This is a genomic window from Hymenobacter elongatus (assembly GCF_004745955.1).
In the GTDB taxonomy this organism is placed as follows: Bacteria; Bacteroidota; Bacteroidia; order Cytophagales; family Hymenobacteraceae; genus Hymenobacter; species Hymenobacter elongatus.
Genome location: NZ_SRLD01000006.1, coordinates 106,130 through 130,998, shown reverse-complemented (window position 1 = coordinate 130,998; position 24,869 = coordinate 106,130). Strand labels below are relative to the sequence as shown.

The following is a 24,869-nucleotide window of genomic DNA, read 5'->3' as shown; positions in this document are numbered from 1 at the left end:
GCAGGCTTTTTTAGCCCGCCGCTTAAACGCGGCGGCGGCTATCTGGTCTATTTCCTGTCCTGGATTTAGTCGCTACATTTAGGAACGGAAACTCCCTACTTTTTCTGGTGGCTTATATGATGCAAACTTTACGCGTGTGGCGCTCTGCGTCGTTTTTTTGGGGCTCTTTCGTGCTGTTGCCGCTGCTGGCGCTAAGCCCGCCGGCGCAGGCCCAATGTCCCGCCGCCACCTCGACCTGCACGCCCGGCTCCGCGCCCAGCAGCAACTACCCGTTTGGCATGGGTATTCTGAACGTGACGCTGGGCACGATTAACACGACAAGCGCAGGCGTGCAGGATGGCTACCGTGACTACTCGTGCAGCGGCGGCGCTACCCTGACCGTGGGCACGGACTATACCATTACGGTCAGGACGAATGCCAACGCCGACGAAAACGTGCGGGTGTGGCTGGACTTAAACAACGACGGTACGCTGAACGCCACCAGCGAACTGCTGTTCAGCTCGGAGGCCAAGCGCGTCCATACCGGGGTGGTGCGCCTACCCGCCGGGGCCACTCTGAACACACGCCTGCGCCTGCGGGTGGCGGCCGACTATGTGAACTCGCCGATACCGACGCCGTGCTCTACGCCACTCTATTCGCAGACGGAGGACTACGCCGTGACGGCCGTGGCAAGCAGTGCGCCGCCAGTGGCCGAATTTGTGGCCGACCAAACGCTGACCTGCTCCGGCTGCGTGCAGTTCACGGATCAGACCCAGAACTCCCCCACCTCGTGGGTCTGGAATTTTGGCGACAATACCCCGACCAGCCCGCTCCAGAGCCCGCGCCACTGCTACGCAACAGCGGGCACCTACACCGTGACGCTGACGGCTACCAACGCGGCCGGAACCAATGCCCGAACCCGGACCAACTACATCACCTACAACGCGGCGGTGCCCGTGGCGGCCAGCTGTATTCCCAACACGTCGGCGTACTGCTGCGGCTACGGAATTACGCGGTTTAGTGTAGGCACGCTCATCAAAACATCGATGGACGCGCAGGCGGGCTATGAGGACTTTACCTGCACCAGCCGGGTAGAGCTGACGGAAGGCAATAGCTACACCGTGAATGTCGCTACCGGGCCCAGCAACCCGCAGGATACGCGGGTGTGGCTGGACCTGAACAACGACGGCAGCTTCAGCAGCTCGGAGCTGCTGTTTGAAGGGCTGAACCGCACCAACCCGAACGGAACTATTACCATTCCCGCTTCGGCCGTAAAAAACCAGCCGCTGCGCCTGCGCGTGCTGTCCGACTATGTGGGGGCGCCGGCCGGCCCGTGCGTGGAGCCCCAGCTGGGGCAAGCGGAAGATTACACCGTCACGATTCGGGCCAATACGATGCCGCCCGTGGCCAACTTCACTTCCAACTACATTCCGACCAGCTGCGTGAATCCGGTGCAGTTCACCGACCAGAGCCAGAACGCGCCCAGTGCGTGGCTGTGGAACTTTGGCGACAACACCACCAGCAACCAGCAGAACCCCGTGCACCGCTACGACGCCTCGGGCACCTACACCGTGACGCTGACGACTACGAATGCCTTTGGTCAAAACACGATTACGCGCCCCAATTATCTTACCGTTTCGGTTCCCTGCGTGATCTACTGCGCTTCCAGCGGGCTGAACAACAACGTGTGGATAACCAACGTGGCGGTAACCGGCACGACTACTCCCTTCAGCAATACCTCGGGGGCGGATGTTGCGGGCTACGGCAACTACGTCGGCCAAACCATCGTGTTGCGCCAGGGCCAGCGCTATACCCTGGGCACGACCACCAACCAGAACTTCCAGCACACGACCTCCATGTGGCTGGATCTGAACCGCAACGGCGTATTCGACACCAACGAGCTGCTGGTGAACGGCACCTCCGGCACTACGTCTTCCAACCCCTTCACGATTCCGACTACGGCCGGCGTGGTGGGCTTTACCCGCATGCGGGTGGTGATGCGGGCCAATACGAACCAGGCCCAGCCCTGCATTCAGAGCCAGGCCAATGCCGAAACCGAAGACTATTCGGTGCGCATCGACCTGATAAACAGCGCCACCGAAGTGCAACTGCTGCCAGCGCTGAGCATTTTTCCCAATCCGACGGCCACCGGCGTGGTGCACCTGCGGCTGGACGATGCCACCGCCGCCGGCACCTACGGCGTGACGGTGCATAACGTACTCGGAGCCCGGCTGCTGGCCAGCACGCTACGCCTGAGCCCGGCTGCCGACGCTCGCCTGGACCTGACGGCGCTGCCCCGGGGCCTGTATCTGGTTCGGGTGACCGATGCCAACGGCCGCACGGCCACCCGCCGCGTGGAGCGCGAATAGCACAACTGTACTACGCTGATTTTTCCCTCTGTAGGCCGCTACGGTGTAGCGGCCTACCCTATTTCCTCCCTTTTGCTACCGCACTACATGCGAACAACTCTACTACGCGGCCTCATATTCTTGCTATTTCTGGTGGGGCTGCGGGCGGTGCCGGCGGCGGCATCGCACCTGGTAGGTGGCGAAATGAGCTATAAATACCTCGATGCCAACGGCCCGGATAACGCCCAGTTCCGCTACCGGGTCACGGTGCTGCTCTACATTAACTGGGAATGCACCAATACCAACGACATATCCAACGTGCCGGATGGTCGCTGCAATATCTTTATCAACATCTACGACAAGCAGAACGGCACCCGTATCAACAGCGGACAGGCGGCGCAGGGCTTCAGCTGCGCCCAAGTGAGCTGCCCCGGCCGCCCCGCTCAGAACGACCAGCAGCCCCAGGGCACCTTTCGCCTACCCCGGGTTTCCAATCCGTCGATTACCCCTCCCCTGCCCGGCGGCTGCTCGCTGCCCGGCGGCCCTCCTCCGCCCGTGCGCCTGTGTCGCTACGAGGCCATCGTGAACCTGCCCGTATCGTTTGGCGGCTACTACGTGCTGTACACCGACGGCACCCGCAACCGCTCGATCAATAACCTGGCCCAGCCCGACAATCAGAACCAGAGCATTTATGTAGATATGGCTCCGCCCCTGCTGCCCAACAGCTCGCCCACCTTCTCGGATACGGCCGTGGTCGTTATCTGCCAGGGCGACACGAGCATCGTGGTCAACAACGCGGTAGACCTCGACGGCGACCGGCTGATCTACTCCTTCAGCACCCCCTATAATATCAGCGGCCCGGTAGGCACCCCGGCCCCCACCTTTGTCCCCCCGCCCCCAAGCGTGACCTATAACACCGGGTTTTCGGCCACGGCTCCGTTTGGGCCGGGCGCGGGCAACTACGCTTTTCTCAACGCCAGCAACGGCCTGAGCCGCTATGCGACCTCGCAACAGGGCCGGTACGTGGTGGCCGTGGAAGTCAAGGAGTTCCGAAAAATCAACGGCAACGAAGTGTTGATTGGCTCCACCAGGCGCGAAATTCAGCTCGTGTCACGGCAGTGCCAGCCAAACCAAGCCCCGCAGTTCACCGCCGCTACGCTGGCCAACAAGGTTTTCACCATTGAGGAAGGCGAAACGGTGAATTTCAACCTGGCGGCCACCGACCCCGACGGCAACGCCATCAGTCTGAAAGTAAACAGCGTGCTACTGGACGGTACCGGGCCCTTCGATGCCAGCTTCGGCGGCAGCCAAGGCGTGGTGCAGTCGGGTAACCCGACGGGCAGCGTGACGATAACGGGCACCGGTGGCCTCGTCAACGGCCTGTTTAGCTTCAACTCGCGCTGTGGCAACGGCCGCAGCACGCTCTACGACATCGTCGTGACGGCCACCGACCAGGCGTGCGGGGCCAAAAGCGTCGCAGATATCTTCCAAATCCGGGTGAACCGGGCGGCGGGCCCCACCAGCATCACCGGCGACGCCGTTATCTGCGACCAGAGCCAGCTGCGCACCTACACGGCAGCGGGCCCCACGGCGGCGGCCTACCTCTGGCGCGCGTTTGGAGGCAGCATTCAGGGGCCTAATTCGGGAAACACGGTGCAGGTACGCTGGAATACGACCGGCGCGGGCCGCCTCTCGCTGCGCGGCGTTTCCAACCTGGGCTGCCCTTCCGATTCGGTTTCGCGGGATATTGACATCCGGCCGGCCAGCGCCCTGGCCGTGACGCCCACCAGCGCCACAATTTGCCGGGGCAACTCCACGACACTTACCGCCAGTGGCGCGGCCTCCTACACCTGGACGGGCGGCAACCAGACCTTTACCGGCCCCACCATTACGGTATCGCCGACCCAAACCACCACTTACACCGTTACCAGCACCGATGGCGTTTGCACGACTTCCCGCCAAGTAATCATCACCGTAAATCAAGTAGCCGTTGCCAACGCCGGAGACGACGTGGCCACCTGTTCAGGCGACGCCAAAACCCTCGGCTCGGCGGCGCTGACGGGCTACACGTACCAATGGAGCCCGGCCACGGGCCTGAGCAGCGCGACGGTGGCGCAGCCTACTTTCTTATTGACCAACACCGGCGCTACGCCCCAGCAATTTACCTACACGCTCACCGCTACCACGAATGAAGGCTGCACCGCTACCGATGTAGTGACTATCACCCTGAACCCAGCCGCCGTAGCGAATGCCGGTTCGAACAAAACGATTTGCTCGGGTGGCTCTGCCACGCTCGGCGGCTCACCCGATGGCTTGGCCGGCAGAACGTATCAGTGGAGCCCGGCCACGGGCCTGGACAATCCCACGGCGGCTTTCCCGACCGTGACGCTCACCAACACTGGCACAACTCCGCTGGTGGTGCGCTACACCCTTAGCGTCACTACCAACCAAATTTGTACGACCACCGCTTTCGTGGACGTGACGGTGAACCCGGCCGCCGTTGCCAATGCGGGCACCGATGTGGCCACCTGCTCGGGCGACGCCAAAACGCTTGGTTCATCAGCCTTAATGGGCTACACATATCAGTGGAGCCCGGCCACCGGCCTGAGCAGCACGACGGTGGCCCAGCCTACTTTCTTACTGACCAACACCGGCATTGCGCCCCAGCAGTTTACCTACACGCTCACCGCCACCACGACTGAAGGCTGCACCGCTACCGATATCGTCGTCGTCACGCTCAACCCGGCCGCCGTGGCCGAGGCGGGCACCGCTAAAGTCTTCTGCTCCGGCGGCTCGGCTGTGCTGGGCAATGCCGCCAGCGCCGTGGCCGGCAGCACCTACCAGTGGAGCCCGGCCACCGGCCTGAGCAGTGCTAGCGCCGTGGCCCCAACCGTGACGCTAGCCAACACTGGCACAGTTCCGGTCACTACGACCTACACCTTGCGCGTCACCACGGCGGCCGGCTGCACCGATACCAAAACGGTGCAAGTCACGGTGAATCCGGCCGCCGTTGCCAATGCGGGCACCGATGTGGCCACCTGCTCGGGCGACGCCAAAACGCTTGGTTCATCAGCCTTAATGGGCTACACGTATCAGTGGAGCCCGGCCACCGGCCTGAGCAGCGCGACGGTGGCGCAGCCTACTTTCTTACTGACCAACACCGGCGCTACGCCCCAGCAGTTTACCTACACGCTCACGGCCACCACGACTGAAGGCTGCACGGCCACCGATATCGTCACCGTCACGCTCAACCCGGCCGCCGTGGCCGAGGCGGGCACCGCTAAAGTCTTCTGCTCGGGTGGCTCGGCCGTGCTGGGCAACGCGGGTAGTGCCGTGGCGGGCAGTGCTTACCTATGGACCCCCGCTACCGGCTTAAGCAACCCAACGGCGGTGGCCCCCACCGTAACGTTGACCAACACAGGTTCTTCCCCATTTACCATCACCTATACGCTGCGCGTAACGACCAGTCCAGGCTGCGTAGCTACCAAAACGGTGGACGTGACGGTGAACCCAGCAGCCGTTGCCAATGCGGGTAATGATGTGGCCACCTGCTCGGGCGACGCCAAAACGCTTGGTTCATCAGCCTTAATGGGCTACACATATCAGTGGAGCCCGGCCACCGGCCTGAGCAGCACGACGGTGGCCCAGCCTACTTTCTTACTGACCAACACCGGCATTGCGCCCCAGCAGTTTACCTACACGCTCACCGCCACCACGACTGAAGGCTGCACCGCTACCGATATCGTCGTCGTCACGCTCAACCCGGCCGCCGTGGCCGAGGCGGGCACCGCTAAAGTCTTCTGCTCCGGCGGCTCGGCTGTGCTGGGCAATGCCGCCAGCGCCGTGGCCGGCAGCACCTACCAGTGGAGCCCGGCCACCGGCCTGAGCAGTGCTAGCGCCGTGGCCCCAACCGTGACGCTAGCCAACACTGGCACAGTTCCGGTCACTACGACCTACACCTTGCGCGTCACCACGGCGGCCGGCTGCACCGATACCAAAACGGTGCAAGTCACGGTGAATCCGGCCGCCGTTGCCAACGCGGGCCCTGGCCGACAGCTGTGTTCCAAAGAAGCTTCCGTGCTGGGAGTACCAGCGGTGGCGGGCTACACCTACCGCTGGAGCCCGGCTACCAATCTTAGTAATCCCAACATAGCTCAGCCCGTGTTTCAGCTGGCAAACCAAAGCGGCGCAGTAGAGCTTGAGTATACCCTGACGGTAACCAACACCCAGGGCTGCTCAGCCACCAGTACAGTCCGGATTGGGGTGTACCCGCAAACCGTAGCCGATGCGGGCCTGGATGCTGCCGTATGCGCCGGTAAGTCGATACGGCTGGGAACCCTGGCCCGCGGTGGCTATGGTTATGAGTGGAGCCCGGCTGTTGGACTTAATGACCCGACGGCCGCTCAGCCCCTATTTACTGCGCCTTCCACCAGCGCGCCCCAAATATTTACGTTTGTGGTACAGGCTCTGGCTCCCTGGAACTGCCCGGTGACCGATACAGTACGCATCACGGTAAACCCTCAGGCTCCCACCGATAACATCCAGGGTGCCCGCTCCGTTTGCCCCACCATTCAGGGGGTGGTCTACAGCATCGTGAATCCGCGCAGCACCGAATACCGCTGGTCGGTAGTGGGCGGCACCGTAGTCAGCGGCAACGGCACGGCCAGTATTACCGTGAACTGGGGCGCGGCCAACGCTACGGCCAGCGTCCAGGCCTTTGCCCGCAACCAGTTCGGGTGCGACTCCGACCCGGTAACATTCCCCGTAATTATCAACCAGCGCCTGAACACCGAAACGCCCCAGGGTCCGGCCAGCGTGTGCCTGGCCAATGGGCCGTACACTTATTCCGTGTCGCCTACCGTCGGCTCGGTGTATGCCTGGCAGATTACGGGCGGCACCCAAATCAGCACTGGGCCGGGCACGGTGCAGGTGCAGTGGAATGGACCAGGCACGGGCACCGTAAGCGTAACGGAAACCAGCAACCCCAACGGCGGCGCCATTACCTGCTTCGGCCAAAGCCAGGCCCTGGCCGTGACGGTTCGGCCCTCCCCGGCCGCTAATCTGGCCATTGCCGGCCCCGACCGGCTTTGCGCCGGGGGCACGGTGAGCTTCTCGCTGCCGGGCGCGCCTACTTCCAGCTACACCTTCCTTCTGGACGGAACGGCGGTGACCAGCACGGGCAACACGGCTACTTTCGCCACCCCGGCCCCGGGCCCCCACATCCTCACGGCCCAGGAAACGAATAGTAGCACCTGCGCCGGGCCGGTTTTCAGCCGGCAGTTTATCGTCGACCCACGGCCGGCGGCGGTAGTGGTAGCAGGTCCAGCCAGCATTTGCCCTACGCCCAGCGGCTTTGGCACCCAGCAGTATTCGGTGCTCAACACCCCCGGCTCCACGTATGCCTGGACCGTAACAGGCGGCACTATCGTGAGCGGCAATGGCAGCAGCACGATTAGGGTGAGCTTTCCGGCTGGCAGCGCGGCGCGCACCGTAGCCGTTACCGAAAGCTCCAGCTTCGGCTGCGCCGGACCGCTGGCCTCGCTCACCATACGGCCCGATAATGCCCGGGTGACCCTGGAGCTGGCTACCGTACAACGCGGCGACCGCAGCATCACGCTTCCCCTGCTGGCGAGCGAGACCTCCAACAATGGCAGCCAGGTCCGGATTCTGCGGCGCAACGCGGGCAGCACCGGGGCCTTCGCCGTGGTGGGCAGCGTGGCCAACACGGCCTTTTCCTTCACGGATACCAGCGTGGATGCCGACGCCACCGCCTACGACTACCGGCTGGAGCTGCTCAACAATTGCGGCACCACGCTGGCCAGCCAGGAGCATACGACCGTTCTGCTGGCGGCTACGGCCACCGAAGGCAGCCGGGATGGCCGCCAGGAAGGCACGGTAAAACTCGCCTGGAATGCCTACAAAGGGTTTGGGGTGGAAGGCTACCGGATCTTGCGCACGGCCACCAGCGGTACCGACCAAGTGGTGGCTACCGTATCGGCGGCCACCCTGGAGCTGACACTGCCGACCGGCTCCGCGGGTTTCGACCAGTGCTTCCGGGTGGTGGCCCTGGGTCCCGCCGATCCTGCATCGGGGATTTTGGCGTCTTCTTCCAACGAGGCCTGCGTTAATTTCACCAACGACCTGGTGTTCTACAACGTCATCACGCCCAACGGGGATGGTCTGAACGATGCGTTTGTGGTGCGCAACCTGGGGCTGTACTCGGGCTATTCGATGAGCTTCTTCAACCGCTGGGGCAAGGAGGTGTACAAAACCACTGCCTACGACGACAACTGGAAGGCCGAAGAACAGCCCGCCGGCGTGTACTATTACTTGCTTAAGCTCGCCAATGGCAAGGCGTACAAAGGCTGGTTTGAAGTAGTGAAGTAAGCGCAGGACGGGCGGCATAGTGGCCCGGATTTCACGGTAAAAAGGCGCTTCGGTTGGAGCGCCTTTTTTGTTGGGTTTGCCGGGCCGAAACGCCCGGCACAAAATCCGCGCCGCCGACCCCATCCGCTTGGTTCCGTGCTTACCTTTGCGCTTGTGAGGAAATCGAAAAAATACCCGACGGAACAATTCCGTGAAATTGAAATCACCGACATGGTGGCCGAAGGCAAATGCCTGGTGCGGCACAACAATATGGTCATCTTCGTGACGGGCGTGGCCCCCGGCGACGTGGTGGACCTGCGCGTGGTGAAGGCCCGCAAGAGCTTTCTGGAAGCCGTGCCCACCCACTTTCATAAGCAGTCGGACCTGCGCGTGGAGCCGTTCTGCCAGCACTTCGGCACCTGCGGGGGCTGCAAGTGGCAGCACCTGGGCTACGATACCCAGCTCAAATTCAAGCACCAGCAGGTGCAGGATAATCTGCAGCGCATCGGCAAGGTGGCCCTGCCCGAGATTGAGCCCATTCAGCACTCCCCGGCCCTGACGTACTACCGCAACAAGCTCGAATATACCTTCAGTCACAACGGCTGGCTGACCAACGAGCAGATTCAGGCCGGCGAAGACATCGAGCGGCGCGTACTGGGCTTCCACACCCCGAACCGGTTCGACAAGATTATCGACGTGCAGCACTGCTGGCTGCAGCCCGAGCCGTCGAACGAAATCCGGCTGGCCATCCGCAACTATGCCCTGGAGCACGCGCTGCCTTTTAACAACCTCATTACCCAGGAAGGCTTCCTGCGCAACCTCATCATCCGGACGGCCAACACCGGCGACCTGATGGTGATTCTGCAGTGCTACTACGCCCACGACGCGCTGATTCCGCTGCTCGATTTCGTGGCCGCCAAGTTTCCGCAAATCACCTCGCTCAACTACGTGCTCAACAGCAAGGGCAACGAAACCTTCCACGACCTGGATGTGGTGTGCTACAAGGGCGAGCCACATATCCATGAGCAGATGGAAGACCTGCGCTTCCGCGTGGGGCCCAAGTCGTTCTACCAAACCAACTCCGAGGGTGCCTACAACCTCTATAAGCTCACCCGCGAGTTTGCCGGCCTCACCGGCACCGAGCTGGTGTACGACCTCTACACCGGGGCCGGCACCATTGCCAATTTCGTGGCCCGCCAGGCCCGCCACGTCGTGGGCGTGGAGTATGTAGAATCGGCGGTGAAGGACGCGTATATCAACTCCGAAATCAACGGCGTAACGAACACCGAGTTCTACGCCGGCGACATGAAGGACGTGCTCAACGCCGAGTTCATTGCCCGGCACGGCCGCCCCGACGTGGTCATCACCGACCCGCCCCGGGCCGGCATGCACCCCGACGTGGTAGCCCGCCTGCTCGAAATGCGCGCCCCGCGCATTGTGTACGTCAGCTGCAACCCCGCCACGCAAGCGCGGGATTTGGAGATGCTGGACGAGGCGTATGCCGTGACGCGCGTGCGACCGGTAGATATGTTTCCGCACACGCACCACGTAGAAAATGTGGTGCTGCTGGAATTGCGGTAATGATTTGGTTAAGTGATAAGGATGTAGCCAGATCAGTTAAACAAGGTTACTTGACTGCCACAATTAATTGGTATGGCGGTTTTGCAGGGCTATTACTGCTCCTATGTTTATGGCTTATTTGTGCCGTTTTCATCTGGCATAACACATCTACTCAAAGCCTCGTAACCGCTTGGTTGTCTTTTGTATCAATCGGCGCACTTTCGATTTATGCCGTTTATAGTCTGGCTACTGAGCGGAGGCTTACTATGATTGTAACTCATCTTAGCGCTAATGAAAATCGACTGCTTTTACTAGGCGTATTCAAGAAGCTGGAATGGGGGATTTTACAAAATAAGCAGCATGTAGTTAGTAGTGATGTCGCAAAAAGATGGTTTGAGGTCGATGCATTCGCAATTGCCTTAATCGCTGATAACCAGATTTATCTAAACATGGCTTCTGATTCTGACACGAAAGGCAGAGTCCCTTTTTCTTTTAAAAACAATCGAAGATTACACTTACTAATCAACACAATTAATCAGGCACTTTAAGAACTGGAATGGACTACGCCAACGCCCCCGAGCTGAACGGCAAATACCTGGGCACCATCACCAAGGACGTTGAAATGGCACCACATATAGCGGTTTCGTGAACGGTGGAACCCGGCTGATGTAGAGACGCGTATTCGCGTCTCATCGTTCGTGCCGCCTGCCCGGTTTCGTTCAACGACGAGACGCGAATACGCGTCTCTACATCGGGTGTCTACGGTTTGCGAAACCGCTATAGCTCAGGCCAACTACGGGCTGGCACTGGTGGCTTTTAGTGCAGCTCGTTGAGAAAGATAGTATCATCTGCCAGCAGGTTATTGTTGCCTGGCCGCCGCGCAACTGGTACAGCCTCGTGGGCCAGACTGCCTACGCGCTGCTGGCAGATGATACCATCTTTCTAAGCGTGCTGCACCATGGTGTTGCGCGAGGTCGCAGCCCTTTTTCCTATGGCATAAAGGACCGCAAAGTAAACCTGCTGCCCGATCAGCTACACCAGCAGCCACTAACTGCGCAATAAGCTTTAAATTGCTCGGCCTGCGCTGGGGGCTACTTACGCCTTGGGCAAAGCCATATTTCCCTATCTATTTTTCTCTGATGTCCCAACCGTTACCCAACTCCCTCCCCGCTCAGCGCATCGACTATCTGGATAGCGTCCGGGGGCTGGCGGCCTTTGCCGTTGTTATTTACCACTTCACTGGCTGGCGCTGGAACGAGACGCTGGAGTTCAAGCTCGGGGCGATGGTCTTTAACGGCAGTGATGCCGTTTCGCTGTTTTTCGTGCTCAGCGGCCTGGTGTTGTCCTGGAAGTATTTCCAGCCCAACGAATCCATCGTCATCGACGCGGCGCACTACCGGCAGTACGTCATCAACCGGGTGGTGCGCCTCTACGTACCGTTTCTGGCGGCGCTGGCGGTATATTACCTCTATGGCCACCGCCACGACGCGTTGGGGCAGCTCGTATCCGACTTTAGTCTTAACACCCACCACTGGCTGGAAGAAGCTCTCCTGATTCGGGGCAAGCACGATATGTACACGCCAGCCTGGACGCTGGAAGTAGAAATGGCCGCTTCGCTTTTTATGCCCTTCCTGGTACTGCTGCTGCGCCAAAGCCGCCAGCTGTTCCTGCTACTGCTGGCTGTCTGCGCCGTACTGGGCAGCGGCATGATATTCTGGGGTATTATTCACTTCTGCTTGGGCATGCTCCTGACCTACTATTTCCGCCAGCTGGCCACCGCCGATGCCCGACGTGCCGCCTGGTACCGCTACCGGTATGTGCTGTATCTGGTAGTGCTGGCCATGTTTTCGTCGCGCCACATCACGCGCATCTACCCGCTGGGCGAGGGTGTCAACTACATCTTGGGCCTGCTACGGATCGACTTGTTTCACCTGACAGGCGTAGCAGCAGCGTTCATGCTGGCCTATATCATCAACAGCCCACGTCTGCAGCGGTGGCTGGCTACGGGGCCGCTGCTGTTTCTGGGCCGCATCTCCTACAGCGTCTATCTGTTGCACTGGTTTGTAGTAGTGTACATCATGGACCACTGGGACAAACTCGCGGCACCGTTTACGACCTCTGCGGTGGCATTCTGGGTGTTGCTGGGAGCCGCAGTGGCCGCTACGTTGGTGCTGGCCACCATTTTTAACATCCTGGTAGAGCGCCCTTCCATTCGTCTGGGCAAGCGCCTTTCTACCCGTTTCGCGCCAGCCCCCGCAGTACCCCAGCCCGTAGCATAATGGGGCTTCTTTCTCGCACCTGCTGCCAGCCTCAGTGGCTAATACCAGTTTCGCCCGCCATCGAACTCGTTGAAATGGGTTGATGTATGGATGAAGACTCTGTTTCTATCTGCCTGATACATAAGAATTCGACCGCATCGTCTGTGGGATTTTGGCAGATAACCAGCCGAGAAAAACACCATTCGACAATTCTGCCTAACATTTTTCTTCTCAACGGCCTTGAAAGTACGATGCGCTTGACTACCGAAAGAATGGTTTTGACGGCGATGAAGAGTATCAGCTTCAAAAATAAAAGCGCAACTGTTGGCACTTAATTCGGGAGAGTATCGCCTTTGTTGAATCAGAAAATCACCAGCAACTAGCCGTGTTAGTGAGTTGCGACTGAAGCACGACGAACTAATGTCCTACGCCAATGACCCCGAGCTGAGAAAGCGGTAGTTGTACACACACCACGTGGAGAATGTGGTGCTGCTGGAGCTGAAGTAAGATGAAAAAAGAAGTTTGGGCACAATCTATTCGTGGCAACAGGCTCCTGCGCAAACGGGACTGGTTCGGAGACGTTTTGGGCGTCTGCCAGGTAACTTCTCTGCACCTTGTCTTCTGTATTCTCTTTGCCGCACAGTTCCAGGAAGATGGCCGATCAAGCAATGGAATACCCATGCTGTGCCTAGCGCTGGTCAGTGTGCCGCTCTGCGCCATCTATTGTCTAAGCCGAGAGAACGACCTGACTTTGGTCGGAACCGGTTTGTCAGCTGTTGAAAACCGAAATCTAGTGCTTTTTGCTTTTAAGACGCTTGGTTGGGAGGTGCGCAGCAATACCCCATTTGCAGTAATTGCCGGGGCTAATAACAAATGGTGGAGCAATCATGGGCAAACGGCAACTGCGCTGATAACCGATAATAAGGTATATCTCAACCTAATCCACGGCGGCACGAGTAAAGGGCGGCTGCCTTTCTATTTTGGCTCCAACCAACGCAAACTTAACCGGGCCATAGCGGCCATCGAATCAGGAAAGACGCTATTAGTCTACCAGCCCTAACACACCCAAACATGGACTACGCCAACGACCCCGAGCTGAACGGCAAATACCTGGGCACCATCACCAAGGATTTCGCCACCGTTTCCGATACGCTCATGGAAGCCTCTTCCCAGGTGCGGAAGATGGATATTTCGAAATACCCGATTTTCGTCTTCGCCAAGCGGGAAGTGCCCATCGGCAGCCTGCTCGTGAATGCCGATGATGCCAACCTGGAATGGCACGTATTTGCCTCCTATCTGGAATTGTTTGTGCAGCAGGGCATCGTGGGCGAAGAGGGCATCGAAGCTTTTCAGCATACCTACAAAGACCCCAACGAGTTTTGCTGCCTGTTCGTACTCGACGAGGAGTTCACCAACTTCGTCTTCGTACCCTACCCCGAGGACTGACAGCACCGCGTTTGAAGTAAAGAGCGTCCTGCCGGGCATTCCGCGCATACAGCAAAAAATGGAGCATCTCGCGTGCCACACTAACCTAAGCCCCTCTCCCGGAGGGGAGGGGTTGGGAAGGGGTTCACGCGAGATGCTTCAGCCAGCAGACGCCAGATGAGCATGACGGTCTTTTGGTACTTAGTATTCCCTGCTCTATGCGCCTCACCTTTCTGCCCACGCTGCTGCCGTTGCTGCTGCTCAACTGCTCCTCCTCCCCTTCGGAAACGGCGTCGCTACCCAGCAGCTTTGTGCCCACACCGGAGTTCAGTACGTACTGGCAGCAGGGCAAAGCCGAGCTGAGCAGCTACACCTTGGAGCAGGCCCGCTACGGCGAAATTCACCAAGGGGAAGCCGTGCTGGTATTCGTGACCGAAGATGTGTCCCGCAGCAAGCAGGTGAAGCTCGACAACCCCAGCGCCGCGCCCCAGGATGCGGTGCCGGTGCTCAAGCTGAATCTGAACAAGAAATTCAACACCGGCATTTACCCCTATTCCATTCTCACGTCCGTTTTCACGCCGCTGGATGGCAGGCTGAACACGCTGAAGGTGACCAGCTCGGTGCAGGAATGGTGCGGCCATGCGTTTACCCAGCTCAATCTGCGCCCCAAAAGCTACGCGCTGTCCCAGAAATCCTACTTCGAATCGGAGGGCGACGTGGAGGCGAAGCTGGCCCTGGCCCCGCTGGAAGATGGCCTCTGGAACCGCATCCGCCTCGACCCGGCTACCTTGCCGCTGGGCGCGCAGCAGCTGATTCCGAGCACCGTATATTGCCGGCTGGCGCACCAGCCGCTACGTCCCGAAGCCGCCACGCTCACGCTGACTGACGCGCCAGCGGGCAAATTTGGCCCCGCGCCGGCTAGCGCCTACACCATAGCCTACCCGGCCCCGGTCGACCGTACACTGGTTATATACTTCACCAAAGCATTTCCCTACTCCATTTTGGGCTGGGAAGAAACCTACGCCGACCGAGCCGGCGCTGCCCAAGCCGTGCGGCTCACTACCCGGGGCACACGTCGCAAAACCATTCTGCTCGACTACTGGCGCACCCACCACAACGCTGACCTGCACTGGCGCGACTCGCTTGGCCTGAGCCGGTGAAAAGCAACAGGCCACTCGTGTGAGTGGCCTGTTGCTTACAGCTTCAATACGACTTAAAAGTGCTGCCAGCCCTGGGCCCGCAGCGGAATGGCCTGCCCCTGCTTGGTTACCAGGTTCACCCCGTCGCTCTGGTCGGTCATATGGCCAAGCACGGTGATATCGGGGTGGTTTTTGATTTTGTCGTGGTCTTTCAGCGCGATGGTGAACAGCAGCTCGTAGTCCTCCCCCCCGTTAAGCATGCACATGATGGGGTCGAGCTTGAACTCCTCGGCTACTTCCAGCATGGGGTTGGCGGCGGGCAGGTTTTCGGAAAACACCCGGGCGCCCGTGCCCGAAGCTTTGCACAAGTGCAGCACTTCGGAGGCCAGCCCATCGGAAATATCAATCATGCTGGTAGGCACGATGCCTAGGTCGCGCAGCTCGTGAATGACGTCCATACGGGCTTCGGGGCGCAGCTGGCGCTGCAACACGTAGGGGTACTTTTCCAGCTCGGGCTGCATGTCGGGGTCAGCTGACCAGGCCTGTTTTTCGCGCTCCAGTACCTGCAACCCCAGGAAAGCCCCGCCCAGGTCGCCCGTTACACAGAGCAAATCGTTGGGCTGGGCCCCGCTGCGCCGCACCGCCTGGCCGTGCGCCACTTGGCCCATCGCCGTGATGCTGATGGTGAGCCCGCCGCGACTGGCGGTGGTGTCGCCGCCTACCAGGTCCACGTTGTAGGCCTCGCAGGCTAGGCGCATGCCCTCGTAGAGCTCATCGATAGCCTCCACCGAGTAGCGGCTGCCGATGGCCAAGCCGACCACAATCTGAGTTGGCAGTGCATTCATGGCGGCAATATCCGACACGTTGACGGCTACGGCCTTGTAGCCCACGTGCTTGAGCGGGCAAAAGGTCAGATCAAAATGAACACCTTCCACCAGCAGATCGGTGCTGACCACGAGGTCGTGGCCCTCGGCCGGTGCCAGAATGGCCGCGTCGTCGCCGATGCCGAGCGTAGTGCTGGGCTGGCGCAGGGTTATCGTATCCTGAATTCGGCGAATCAGGCCAAACTCTCCAAGATTTTCCAGGGGGGTTATTTCACTCATAGCAGGCAAAAGTACGGCGTATCGGGCATAGGCTGCCGCATAGCGTACAGCCTTGTTCCCAAATACAAAAAAAGTGAATTTAGCCGTCATGCTGAGCCAAGTCGAAGCATCTCTACCGCAGTAGTAATCAAGTTACTTTGGCAGCAGAGATGCTTCGACTTGGCTCAGCATGACGCTCCTTTTTACGCCGTTCCCAATTCAGGAGCAAGTCTTACGACTATAGAGCATGCTTTCCTGTTGAGCACACAGCCTAAAAGAGGTGAAGAACATAACCGGTTTCTATGCTTTCTTCTCGCTGAACGAAAAACAGAAATGCAGCAGGCTGGCAAGAATAAGCGGTTGAGCTTACCTTTGCTCAATTTCTCCGCCAGCGGAATATTTTAGGAATTATTGACGTTTTTGCCCCATGAAACTCTTTCTTTCGATGGCTTTGCTCCTGCTGCTGAGCAACCTCAACGCCTGCAAAACCGACCGTTCCGGCAACGCCGCCGACCTAACTTCTCCCGCCGCCGCCAAAGCCCAGCTCGACGTTCTGCGCGATTCGGTGGACGTGCGCTGGAGAAAAATGACCGCCAGCGACGACGCTAAAATCAAAGCCACCAGCCAGGTGTTGCGCGCCCTGGAAAGCCAGCCCACCGCCGATAAAGCCCAGCTTAAAGCCCTGGCCCGCGCCAACGACCAACTCAGAAATCGGCGCTACGACCAGCAGTCGATGACAGCCTCCGACAAGATCGACGCCTACGATACCGCGCAGGATTCGGTGCTGCGGGTTGTGTATGCGCTGGCCCTGCCCGCCGCCGGCCAGCCCGATGCCACCGTCCAGCAGCTCACCACCGATATTCAGACGGCCGATAGCCAAGTAGTAGGCTTCCGCCTGCGCTACGACCAGGCGGCCAAGCAGTTCAACAACTATGTTCAGCTCCACCAGGAGGCGCTGACTACGCTGGGCGGCAAATACAGTAAGCTCCAGCCCCTGCCTCTGTTCGAGCTACAGCAATAGCAATAAAAAGGCGGCAAGTAGTTGTCCCATTCGGGCCGGGAAGGCATCGTGCCTATAGCTGCCCACCCACGAGGTTGGAGGTAGCTGCCGAGTACGCCCAACTACTCAACTGCACCTATGAAATTCCTCCTTCTCTTACTAGCACTGCTGACTGCAGGCACAGGCCACGCCCAATCAGCCGGCGAAATCGTGCATGGCAACGAGTATCACGGCGTTATTTTCTCCGCCGCGCTCAAACTGCAGCCGGAGGACACCGTGCGCCGCTGGACCCCAACTGCGGCCGATATTCAGCGCCTTGAGCAGGACCTCATCGGGTTTATGCATAAACAGCCGAAAAAATCACTCGTAAACCACGCCACCCAAGGTCCGTCAATTCGCCAACATCTGGGCCAGTATACCAGGCAATACGCCGGCTATATTTCCCCCAAAGGAGAAAGAATAATCTATGTAAACTGTGTTTGGGACGTGGACAACGACCCTTTCGCTAAAGACTGGCCAAGTCGTTTCATTCAGGTATTTGACGGTGGCAGTTCTTACTGGCACATCCACTACAATGTAGCCAAACGCAAGTTTTTGGCGCTGGCCATCAATGGCGTTGCGTAGTACACGGCGACCAAAGCGCAGCTTCTGCACTCCAACCCCAGCCGAAACAAATTCGCAATGTTTTTTGAGCGGTGCAACCTGACCCAGTTTCCGGGCCTCTTCCAGGCAGTGCTTATGGGTTGAGTTGGTTATAAAAAAAGCCTTTGGATGGTTCCAAAGGCCTTTTTTATGTTGGATTTCGGCTCTGGCGGCTACAGCTTAGCCATTTCCTCGCGCACAAAATCAGCCAGCGTCCGCAGATACGCGGTACTGAAGTCGAAGCGGATGCCAGCGGCGGCGTAGATTTCACCGATGGGCGCAGTATAGCCCAGGGCTAGGGCCCGCTTATACGCATCGAGGCCCTGCTCCGGATTGAGGCGGAAGTTGCGCCACACGGCAATGGCCCCGAGTTGGGCCATGGCGTACTCAATGTAATAGAAAGGCACTTCGTAGAGGTGCAGCTGTTTCTGCCACAAATAGGGCTTATAGCCTTCCAGGCCCTTCCAGCTCACGGTGCGCTGGTTGAACTCATCGAAGGTTTTTGTCCATTGAGCGTGGCGCTGCTCCGTGCTGTGGGCGGGGTTTTCGTATATCCAGTGCTGAAACTTATCAATGGTTGCTACCCAAGGAAAGGTTTCCAACACGCTTTCCAGATGGGTTTTCTTGGCCCGGCGCAATTCGTCAGCATCGGGGAAAAACAAGTCCCACTGATCCATCGAAATAAGCTCCATGCTCATCGATGCCAGCTCGGCTACCTCGGATGGCGGGTGCTTGTCGGCCGACAGCGGCAGGGAGCGAGTCAGGAATGAATGCACCGCGTGGCCTCCCTCGTGCAGCATCGTAATCACGTCGCGCAACGAGGAAGTGGCGTTCATAAAAATGAACGGCACGCCGGTTTCATCCAGCGGATAGTTGTAGCCGCCGGGCGCTTTCCCCTTGCGCGACTCCAGATCAAGGTGGCCCATCTGCCGCATGGTTTTCAGGCAGTCGCCCAAATACGGGTCGAGGCGCTGAAATACGGTGATGGTCTTTTCGAGCAGTTCCTCCCCGGTTTCAAACGGCCGCAGCGGGGCTTTGCCCGTCACGTCCACATCCAGGTCCCAGGGCCGCAGCTCGGGCAGCCCCAAATCCTGGCGACGCTCCAGGTCAATATCGTCAAGCAGCGGCACTACCGTTTCGCGAATGGCGCGGTGGAAGGCAAAGCAATCCTCGGGCGTGTAGTCGAAGCGGCCCAGAGCAGCGAACATATAGTCGCGGAAGTTGGGAAAATCCGCATTGCGGGCCACTTGATGGCGCAGCTCCACCAGCTCGTCAAACAGCTGATCGAGAGGCTTGGCATCCTGCAGGCGGCGCTGCTGCACGGCCCGGTAGGCCTCTTCCCGCACAGCCCGGTCGGGGCTTTTGAGGCGGTCGGAAGCGCGGGGCAGGGTTATTTCCTCGCCGTCGAGCAGCACCGTCATGGCTCCCACCGTGGCCGCGTACTGCTGCTGCTTGGTGCTGATTTCAGTTTTGAGGGGAATGTTCTCGGGACGGTAGATTTCCAGCGCTTGCCGCACCGAGCGCACAAAAATGCGGTAGCGCTGCTGGTCGAGTCCGGGCAGAAACTCCGACTCCACCATCTTCTCGTTGAGGGCGTGGTCGTAGGGCGCTACGTTGGGCTCAATCTCGCTCACGAAGTACTGAAACGAGTCGGCCCGCTTCGCGTCCTGGGTGTCGCAGGTCATCCGGATGTAGCGCCAGGCCAGGTCTTCGCTCAGCACACTCTCCAGCTCGCTGCGGTCGAGCAGCCACCGCTCCAGCTCGTGGGCCGAGCCAATATTCCGGTCGCGCAGCTCTACGAAATAGGGCTCCAACGATGCCCAGTCGGTCACGGAGAAGGACTCGGGTAAATATTGCCGGGGCGGACGCTGGGTATCGGTAGCCGAAGCAAGCGCAGTTTCGGGGGCGGAATTCATCATAAAAAACAAGATACGTCGGGAGACGAAACTAGCGAACCAAAGCCAACACAGCCTTAGTGAGCGACGACAATAACACCAGAAATCTCTCCCGATGCGCAAGCTTATTTCTACGGGGCTAGGGCGAAGTCGTTGACTTATTCCGACCAGAAAAACGAGACCTTCTACGAGCAGCGCTACGAACTAGTCGATTTCGATAACTACGTCGTTCGTCATGGGGTGCCCCACGCAGGTCAGGATGTAGCCCTGCTTCATTTCCGAGTCGGAGAGGCCCTCCCGCTCATCCAGATGCACTTTGCCCGACAGGCACTTGCCCCGGCAAGCCGTGCATAAGCCAGCCTGGCAGCTGTAGGGCAGGTCAATATCCTGATTCAAGGCCGCTTCCAGAATCGTTTGGCTGGGCTTCACGACCAGCTCATACTCCGTGCCTTCGTAGTGAATGGTGACGGTGCGGGAGCTGATGGCATCGGAGTCGTCGGACGATACGTCGCCGTGGCCGTTGGGCTGGCCCGCGGCAGCTTCGATGGTTTCGGCGGCGGCTACGAAACTCTCGCGCCGGATGCGGGCCGTGGGCACTCCCAGCAACTCCAGGGCGGAGCGCGCTTCGGTCATCATGCCCTCGGGGCCGCACAGAAAATACTCGCCCTGCTCGGCCGGGAACTGGTGGCGCTGTTCCAGAATGCGCAGCAGCATCGTGCGGTTCAGGCGGCCGGTGTGGCGGCTGGTAGCCGGATTAGTAGGCTGGCTGAATACGTGCTCTACCTGGAGCCGGCCGCCGGCCTGCGCTTCAAGCTGCTGCAGCTGCTGCCGAAAAATCACCGATTCCTCGTTGCGGTTGCCGTACACGAGCAATACATGGCTCTGGGGCTCGTCGCGCACCACCGCTTTCAGAATAGACATGAGCGGCGTGATGCCGCTACCCGCCCCGACCAATACCACCGAGCGGGCGGCTTTGGGGCTGGTTTTGAGCGTAAAATTTCCCAGCGGGGCCATTACTTCCAGTTGCTGGCCCACCTGCACGGTATCGAGCAGGTAGTTGCTCACCAAACCTCCGCTGACACGCTTCACCGTTACGGACAGGCGCGGTGCTTCGGAAGGAGTACTGCTGAGCGAATACGCCCGGCGTTCCTTTTTGCCACCGGGTCCGCAGGGCAAAATCAGGGTCAGAAACTGCCCCGGCTCGCAGGCCACGGGTTGGCGGTCGGCCCGTTCGAGGTGAATAGTGGCGGCATCGGTGGTTTCGTGGGTGATTTCCACGACGTTAAGCGTCAGGTACGGGCTGCTCATCGGGGGGGAGAAACTTCGGGGATTAGGAAGGAGTAAGCGGGTGTTACGGTAGCTTTTTGGCTACGGGCGTGCAAAGTACGGCAAATAGGGCATCTTGGTCGGCATCGGGGAAGGGTTTAGCTTGCATCCTCGCTCGCCTCAACTCCAGCAATAACCAATTTTTGTATGCCTGGTTCTGCCCTCGCCTCACTTCTTGCCCGCCATCAATCCACTTTCGGCCCGGTTCTGCCCGTTGATCTGAACTCTGCGGCGGTTGCCCGGCTCGATTTTACGGCTCATAACCCCACCCTAGCCAGCGCCGACCTGCGCGACACAGCCGCTTTCGAAGCGCTGGTAACCCAGCTGCTGGCCGAGCAAAACGCCCTGATTGGCGTGGGCGGCTACCTCGAAAACCGCGTTATCTACCGCCGCAGCCCCGGCCTGTTTGGCGACCCGGCCGTGCCCGCCCGCTCCCTGCACCTGGGCGTAGATGTGTGGCTTCGGGCCGGCACCCCGGTGCTGGCTCCGCTGGCCGCCGTAGTTCACAGTGTGGCCGACAACAACAATTTTGGCGACTACGGCCCCACCGTTATTCTGGAGCACCAGCTCGAAGAAACTGCGTTTTATACACTCTATGGCCACTTGGGCCGGGCTGAAGTGGCGCTGCTACGCCCGGGCATGACCCTGGAAAAAGGCGAGAAATTCGCCGAAGTCGGTCCTCACCCCGAAAATGGCGACTGGCCGCCCCACCTGCACTTCCAGGTGATGGCCGATATGCAGGGCCGCGTCGGCGACTTCCCCGGCGTAGCGCTGCCAGAAGAAAAAGCACAGTGGGCCGAGCTATGCCCCGACCCGAATTTGCTATTACAAAGCAAGTGGCTGTAGTCCCTCCCGATCATTACCAGCGGCCGTTAGCCCGAGCAGAATCAGGAGATTTATCGTGTTCAGGCCAGGCTTATCAACGAAGCTGTTTAGGAAGTTGCCAACCCTAATCAGAACGTCATGCTTCATCTGGCGTCCGCTTGTCGAAGCATCTCGCGTACAGCAGTAATTAATTTTACCACGGCGGTAGAGATGCTTCGGCAAGCGGGCGCCAGATGAAGCATGACGTTCTTTTGACTTTCTAAACAGCTTCAACACAAAAAAAGCCCTTTGCCATGATCTGGCAAAGGGCTTTTTCTAGTCAGAATAGCAGCTGCGAAACCCGTCAGGCGCCGGGCAGCGCTTAGTCGAACTTGATGGCGGCCACGGGGCGAATCCGGGAAATGAGGTAGGTCGGAATCAGGACGGCCAGCAGGGAAGTGAGGAAAGTGGCCACGTTGAGCACCACCACCATCGTCAGGTCCCAGTAAATCGGCACGCGGTCCATGTAGTAGTTCTCGGGATCCAGCGGAATCGGGTGGAAAAAGTACTGGATGGCGCAAAAGCCGATGCCGACCAGATTGCCGTAGAGCATGCCCCGCAGCGTGAGGCTCAGGCCGCGGTAGAAGAACATGCTCCGGATCTGGTTATCGGTAGCCCCCAGCGCTTTGAGCACGCCAATCATGTTGGTGCGCTCCAGAATCATAATAAAAATAGTGGCTACCATGTTGAAGGTGGCCACGAAGATGATCAGAATCAGGAAGATGACTACGTTGCGGTTCAGCAGCTTGAGCCAGTCGAAAAGCTGGGCGTACTGGTCCGTAATTTTGTCCAGCTTGAGGTCGTAGCGCAGGTTTTCGTACATGTTGTCCGAAACCGGGTCGAGTTGGTTGAAATCCTTGAGCACAACTTCCACGCCGCCCACCAGCGAGTCGGGCCAGGCATTGAGCTCCCGAATCTGGCGGATGTCACCGATGATATACACCTCATCGAACTCGTCGAGGCCGGTTTGGTAGATGCCGCGCACGTTGAACTTGCGGATGCGTGGCGGATTCTGAATGAAATAGAACAGGGCCTCGTCGCCCACGTTCAGCCGCAGCTTATCGGCCACTTTGCGGCTGAGCAGCACGTCGTTGCTCGCCGCCGAGTCGGGGAAAGACAGAAATTTGCCGGCCACCATATTGGTGCGCATCGGCGAAATACCGTCTTTTTCATCAATGCCCTTGAGCACCACGCCCAGCACTTCCTCCTTGGTCTTGATGATGGCCGTTTTGCGGGCAAACGACTGCGTGGACTTCACCTGCCCAAAGCGGTGCAGATCCTTAATCAGGCGCGGCCCGCCGATGGGCTCCACTTCCAGCGAATTGTTGGTATCGTACTTGCTGACCTGCAGGTGGGCTCCGAAGGAAAAGATCTTGCTTTGAATCTCATTGCGGAAGCCCTCCAGAATGGCAAACGACACAATCATGACGGCCACGCCCAGCGCAATGCTGATAATGGCTATTTTTGTCACCGACGAGGTAAAAGACCCGGTGTCGGCCCCGTCAATCTTATTGGATATGTACCGCGAGATGTTCACTGGCGTAAAGCTACGCGTCTACGTTCAGTTTCCTAGCTTCGTTTCCCGATGGCCTCTTCTATCTTCTGTAGTCTGCTCAGCTTAGCGCTGTTTCTGGGCGATTGTACCCGCCCCGCCGCCAGCTCGGCCACTGCTCCCACCGGCCCGCAACCGCCCGTAGCCGCCGCTACGCCGGCTCCTGCCGGCCTGCAGATGGGCGCGGCGCAGTTCAATAGCTACCTGCCCCAGCTGCGGGGCAAGCGCGTCGGGCTGGTCGTGAACCAGACTTCCCTGGTGGGCCGTACGCACCTCGTGGACACGCTGCTGGCCCAGGGCGTGGCGGTGAAAGCCATTTTCGCGCCCGAGCACGGCTTTCGGGGCGAAGAGGCCGACGGGGCTACGATTAAGGACGGGCGCGACACGCGCAGCGGCCTGCCGGTGAAGTCGCTGTACGGGAAAAGCAAAAAGCCCACTCCCGAAATGCTGGCCGACGTGGATGTGCTGATCTTCGACATTCAGGACGTGGGCGTGCGGTTTTACACCTTCATTAGCACGATGCACTACGTGATGGAAGCGGCCGCCGAGCAGGGCAAAACCGTCATCGTGCTGGACCGCCCCAACCCCAACGGCTTCTACGTGGATGGCCCGGTGCTGGAACCCAAGCACAAGTCGTTCGTGGGCATGCACCCGATTCCGGTGGTGCATGGCCTGACGGTGGGCGAGCTGGCCCAGATGATAAACGGCGAGAAGTGGCTGGCCGGCGGCCGGCAGTGCCCGCTGACGGTGGTGCCGGTGCTGGGCTACACCCACGCCACGCGCTACGAGCTGCCGGTGCGGCCTTCGCCCAATTTGCCCAACGCCCACGCGGTGCTGCTCTACCCTACGGTTTGTCTGTTTGAAGGCACCAATGTGAGCGTCGGGCGGGGCACAGATGCCCCTTTCGAGCAGATCGGGGCACCGACCCAGCCGGTTTCCCGGCCCTTCAGCTTTACGCCCCACCCTACTACCGGCTCACCTACCCCGCCTTTGAACGGGCAGAAATGCTACGGCCAGGATTTGCGCCAGCTTTCCAGCGCCGAATCCAGCGGCTTTACGTTGCGCTACCTCATCGACTTTTACCAGCAGAGCACCGCCAAGGACAAGTTTTTTGGTAAGTACTTCGAGCAGTTGACCGGCACGAGCTCCCTGCGGGAAATGGTAGTGGCCGGCAAGTCGGAAAAGGAAATTCGCAAGGCCTGGGAGCCGGGTCTGAAAGCGTACAAAGCAGTGCGCACAAAGTACTTGCTGTACCCTGACTTCAAGTAGCAGAATTGCCTGCTAACACGCCAACAGCCGCTAACAACACAGGTCGTGGAACCTGGCTGTTAGCGGCTGTTGGCGTATAGAGCCATTGGAACATTATGCTACCGAAGCATAACGAAACGGCTCTTTTTGTAACGGCTAGAATCTGCTCGCTGCGCTTATGCGCT

16 protein-coding genes are annotated in these 24,869 nt (G+C 59.4%); 12 read left to right on the top strand and 4 right to left on the bottom strand.

Annotated features, from left to right (window positions below):
- Positions 1 to 116: 116 nt before the first annotated feature.
- From E5J99_RS05005 to E5J99_RS04970, 8 genes are all read left to right on the top strand, one after another.
- A complete protein-coding gene (locus E5J99_RS05005) occupies positions 117 to 2,348 on the top strand; it encodes a GEVED domain-containing protein (protein ID WP_135496625.1) in 2,232 nt (743 codons plus the stop codon).
- 87 nt (positions 2,349 to 2,435) lie between these two features.
- Positions 2,436 to 8,714: a gliding motility-associated C-terminal domain-containing protein gene (locus E5J99_RS05000; protein WP_135496624.1), complete on the top strand. Its 6,279-nt coding sequence runs from the start codon at positions 2,436 to 2,438 to the stop codon at positions 8,712 to 8,714.
- Between the two features lie 153 nt (positions 8,715 to 8,867).
- A complete protein-coding gene (rlmD, locus tag E5J99_RS04995) occupies positions 8,868 to 10,274 on the top strand; it encodes a 23S rRNA (uracil(1939)-C(5))-methyltransferase RlmD (protein ID WP_394345939.1) in 1,407 nt (468 codons plus the stop codon).
- The gene (locus tag E5J99_RS04990; protein WP_167851993.1) at positions 10,274 to 10,801 is read left to right on the top strand and encodes a hypothetical protein; all 528 of its coding nucleotides are present in this window, start codon (positions 10,274 to 10,276) and stop codon (positions 10,799 to 10,801) included. The genes rlmD and E5J99_RS04990 overlap by 1 nt, the downstream gene beginning before the upstream one ends.
- A gap of 591 nt (positions 10,802 to 11,392) precedes the next feature.
- Positions 11,393 to 12,532, top strand: a complete 1,140-nt coding sequence (locus tag E5J99_RS04985) for an acyltransferase family protein (protein WP_135496622.1) — start codon at positions 11,393 to 11,395, stop codon at positions 12,530 to 12,532.
- Between the two features lie 487 nt (positions 12,533 to 13,019).
- A complete protein-coding gene (locus E5J99_RS04980) occupies positions 13,020 to 13,571 on the top strand; it encodes a hypothetical protein (protein ID WP_135496621.1) in 552 nt (183 codons plus the stop codon).
- Between the two features lie 11 nt (positions 13,572 to 13,582).
- Positions 13,583 to 13,957: a hypothetical protein gene (locus E5J99_RS04975; RefSeq protein ID WP_135496620.1), complete on the top strand. Its 375-nt coding sequence runs from the start codon at positions 13,583 to 13,585 to the stop codon at positions 13,955 to 13,957.
- A gap of 197 nt (positions 13,958 to 14,154) precedes the next feature.
- Positions 14,155 to 15,096, top strand: a complete 942-nt coding sequence (locus tag E5J99_RS04970) for a hypothetical protein (RefSeq protein ID WP_135496619.1) — start codon at positions 14,155 to 14,157, stop codon at positions 15,094 to 15,096.
- A 53-nt stretch (positions 15,097 to 15,149) separates the two neighbouring features.
- Here the strand turns inward: E5J99_RS04970 and thiL are convergent, their stop codons facing one another.
- Positions 15,150 to 16,178: a thiamine-phosphate kinase gene (gene thiL / locus E5J99_RS04965; protein ID WP_135496618.1), complete on the bottom strand. Its 1,029-nt coding sequence runs from the start codon at positions 16,176 to 16,178 to the stop codon at positions 15,150 to 15,152.
- Between the two features lie 406 nt (positions 16,179 to 16,584).
- Here thiL and E5J99_RS04960 point away from each other — a divergent pair, with 406 nt between their 5' ends.
- The gene (locus E5J99_RS04960) at positions 16,585 to 17,178 is read left to right on the top strand and encodes a hypothetical protein (protein ID WP_135496617.1); all 594 of its coding nucleotides are present in this window, start codon (positions 16,585 to 16,587) and stop codon (positions 17,176 to 17,178) included.
- 117 nt (positions 17,179 to 17,295) lie between these two features.
- Positions 17,296 to 17,781 (top strand): hypothetical protein, encoded by a 486-nt coding sequence (locus E5J99_RS04955; RefSeq protein WP_135496616.1) that lies wholly within the window; start codon positions 17,296 to 17,298, stop codon positions 17,779 to 17,781.
- 191 nt (positions 17,782 to 17,972) lie between these two features.
- Here the strand turns inward: E5J99_RS04955 and E5J99_RS04950 are convergent, their stop codons facing one another.
- On the bottom strand, positions 17,973 to 19,718 hold the full coding sequence (locus E5J99_RS04950; RefSeq protein ID WP_245318714.1) for a M3 family oligoendopeptidase: 1,746 nt from the start codon (positions 19,716 to 19,718) through the stop codon (positions 17,973 to 17,975).
- 180 nt (positions 19,719 to 19,898) lie between these two features.
- The gene (locus E5J99_RS04945; protein WP_135496615.1) at positions 19,899 to 21,002 is read right to left on the bottom strand and encodes a ferredoxin--NADP reductase; all 1,104 of its coding nucleotides are present in this window, start codon (positions 21,000 to 21,002) and stop codon (positions 19,899 to 19,901) included.
- A 165-nt stretch (positions 21,003 to 21,167) separates the two neighbouring features.
- Here E5J99_RS04945 and E5J99_RS04940 point away from each other — a divergent pair, with 165 nt between their 5' ends.
- The gene (locus E5J99_RS04940) at positions 21,168 to 21,866 is read left to right on the top strand and encodes a peptidoglycan DD-metalloendopeptidase family protein (protein ID WP_135496614.1); all 699 of its coding nucleotides are present in this window, start codon (positions 21,168 to 21,170) and stop codon (positions 21,864 to 21,866) included.
- A 340-nt stretch (positions 21,867 to 22,206) separates the two neighbouring features.
- On the opposite strand, the gene E5J99_RS04935 is transcribed toward E5J99_RS04940, so the two are convergent.
- Positions 22,207 to 23,421 carry an ABC transporter permease gene (locus tag E5J99_RS04935; protein ID WP_135496613.1) on the bottom strand — a complete coding sequence of 405 codons (1,215 nt, stop codon included), beginning with the start codon at positions 23,419 to 23,421 and terminating at the stop codon, positions 22,207 to 22,209.
- Positions 23,422 to 23,469: 48 nt separating this feature from the next.
- Between E5J99_RS04935 and E5J99_RS04930 the strand changes: the two genes are divergently transcribed.
- Entirely contained in the window at positions 23,470 to 24,705 is a 1,236-nt protein-coding gene (locus tag E5J99_RS04930) for an exo-beta-N-acetylmuramidase NamZ family protein (RefSeq protein WP_135496612.1), read from the top strand.
- The last annotated feature ends 164 nt before the right edge of the window (positions 24,706 to 24,869 follow it).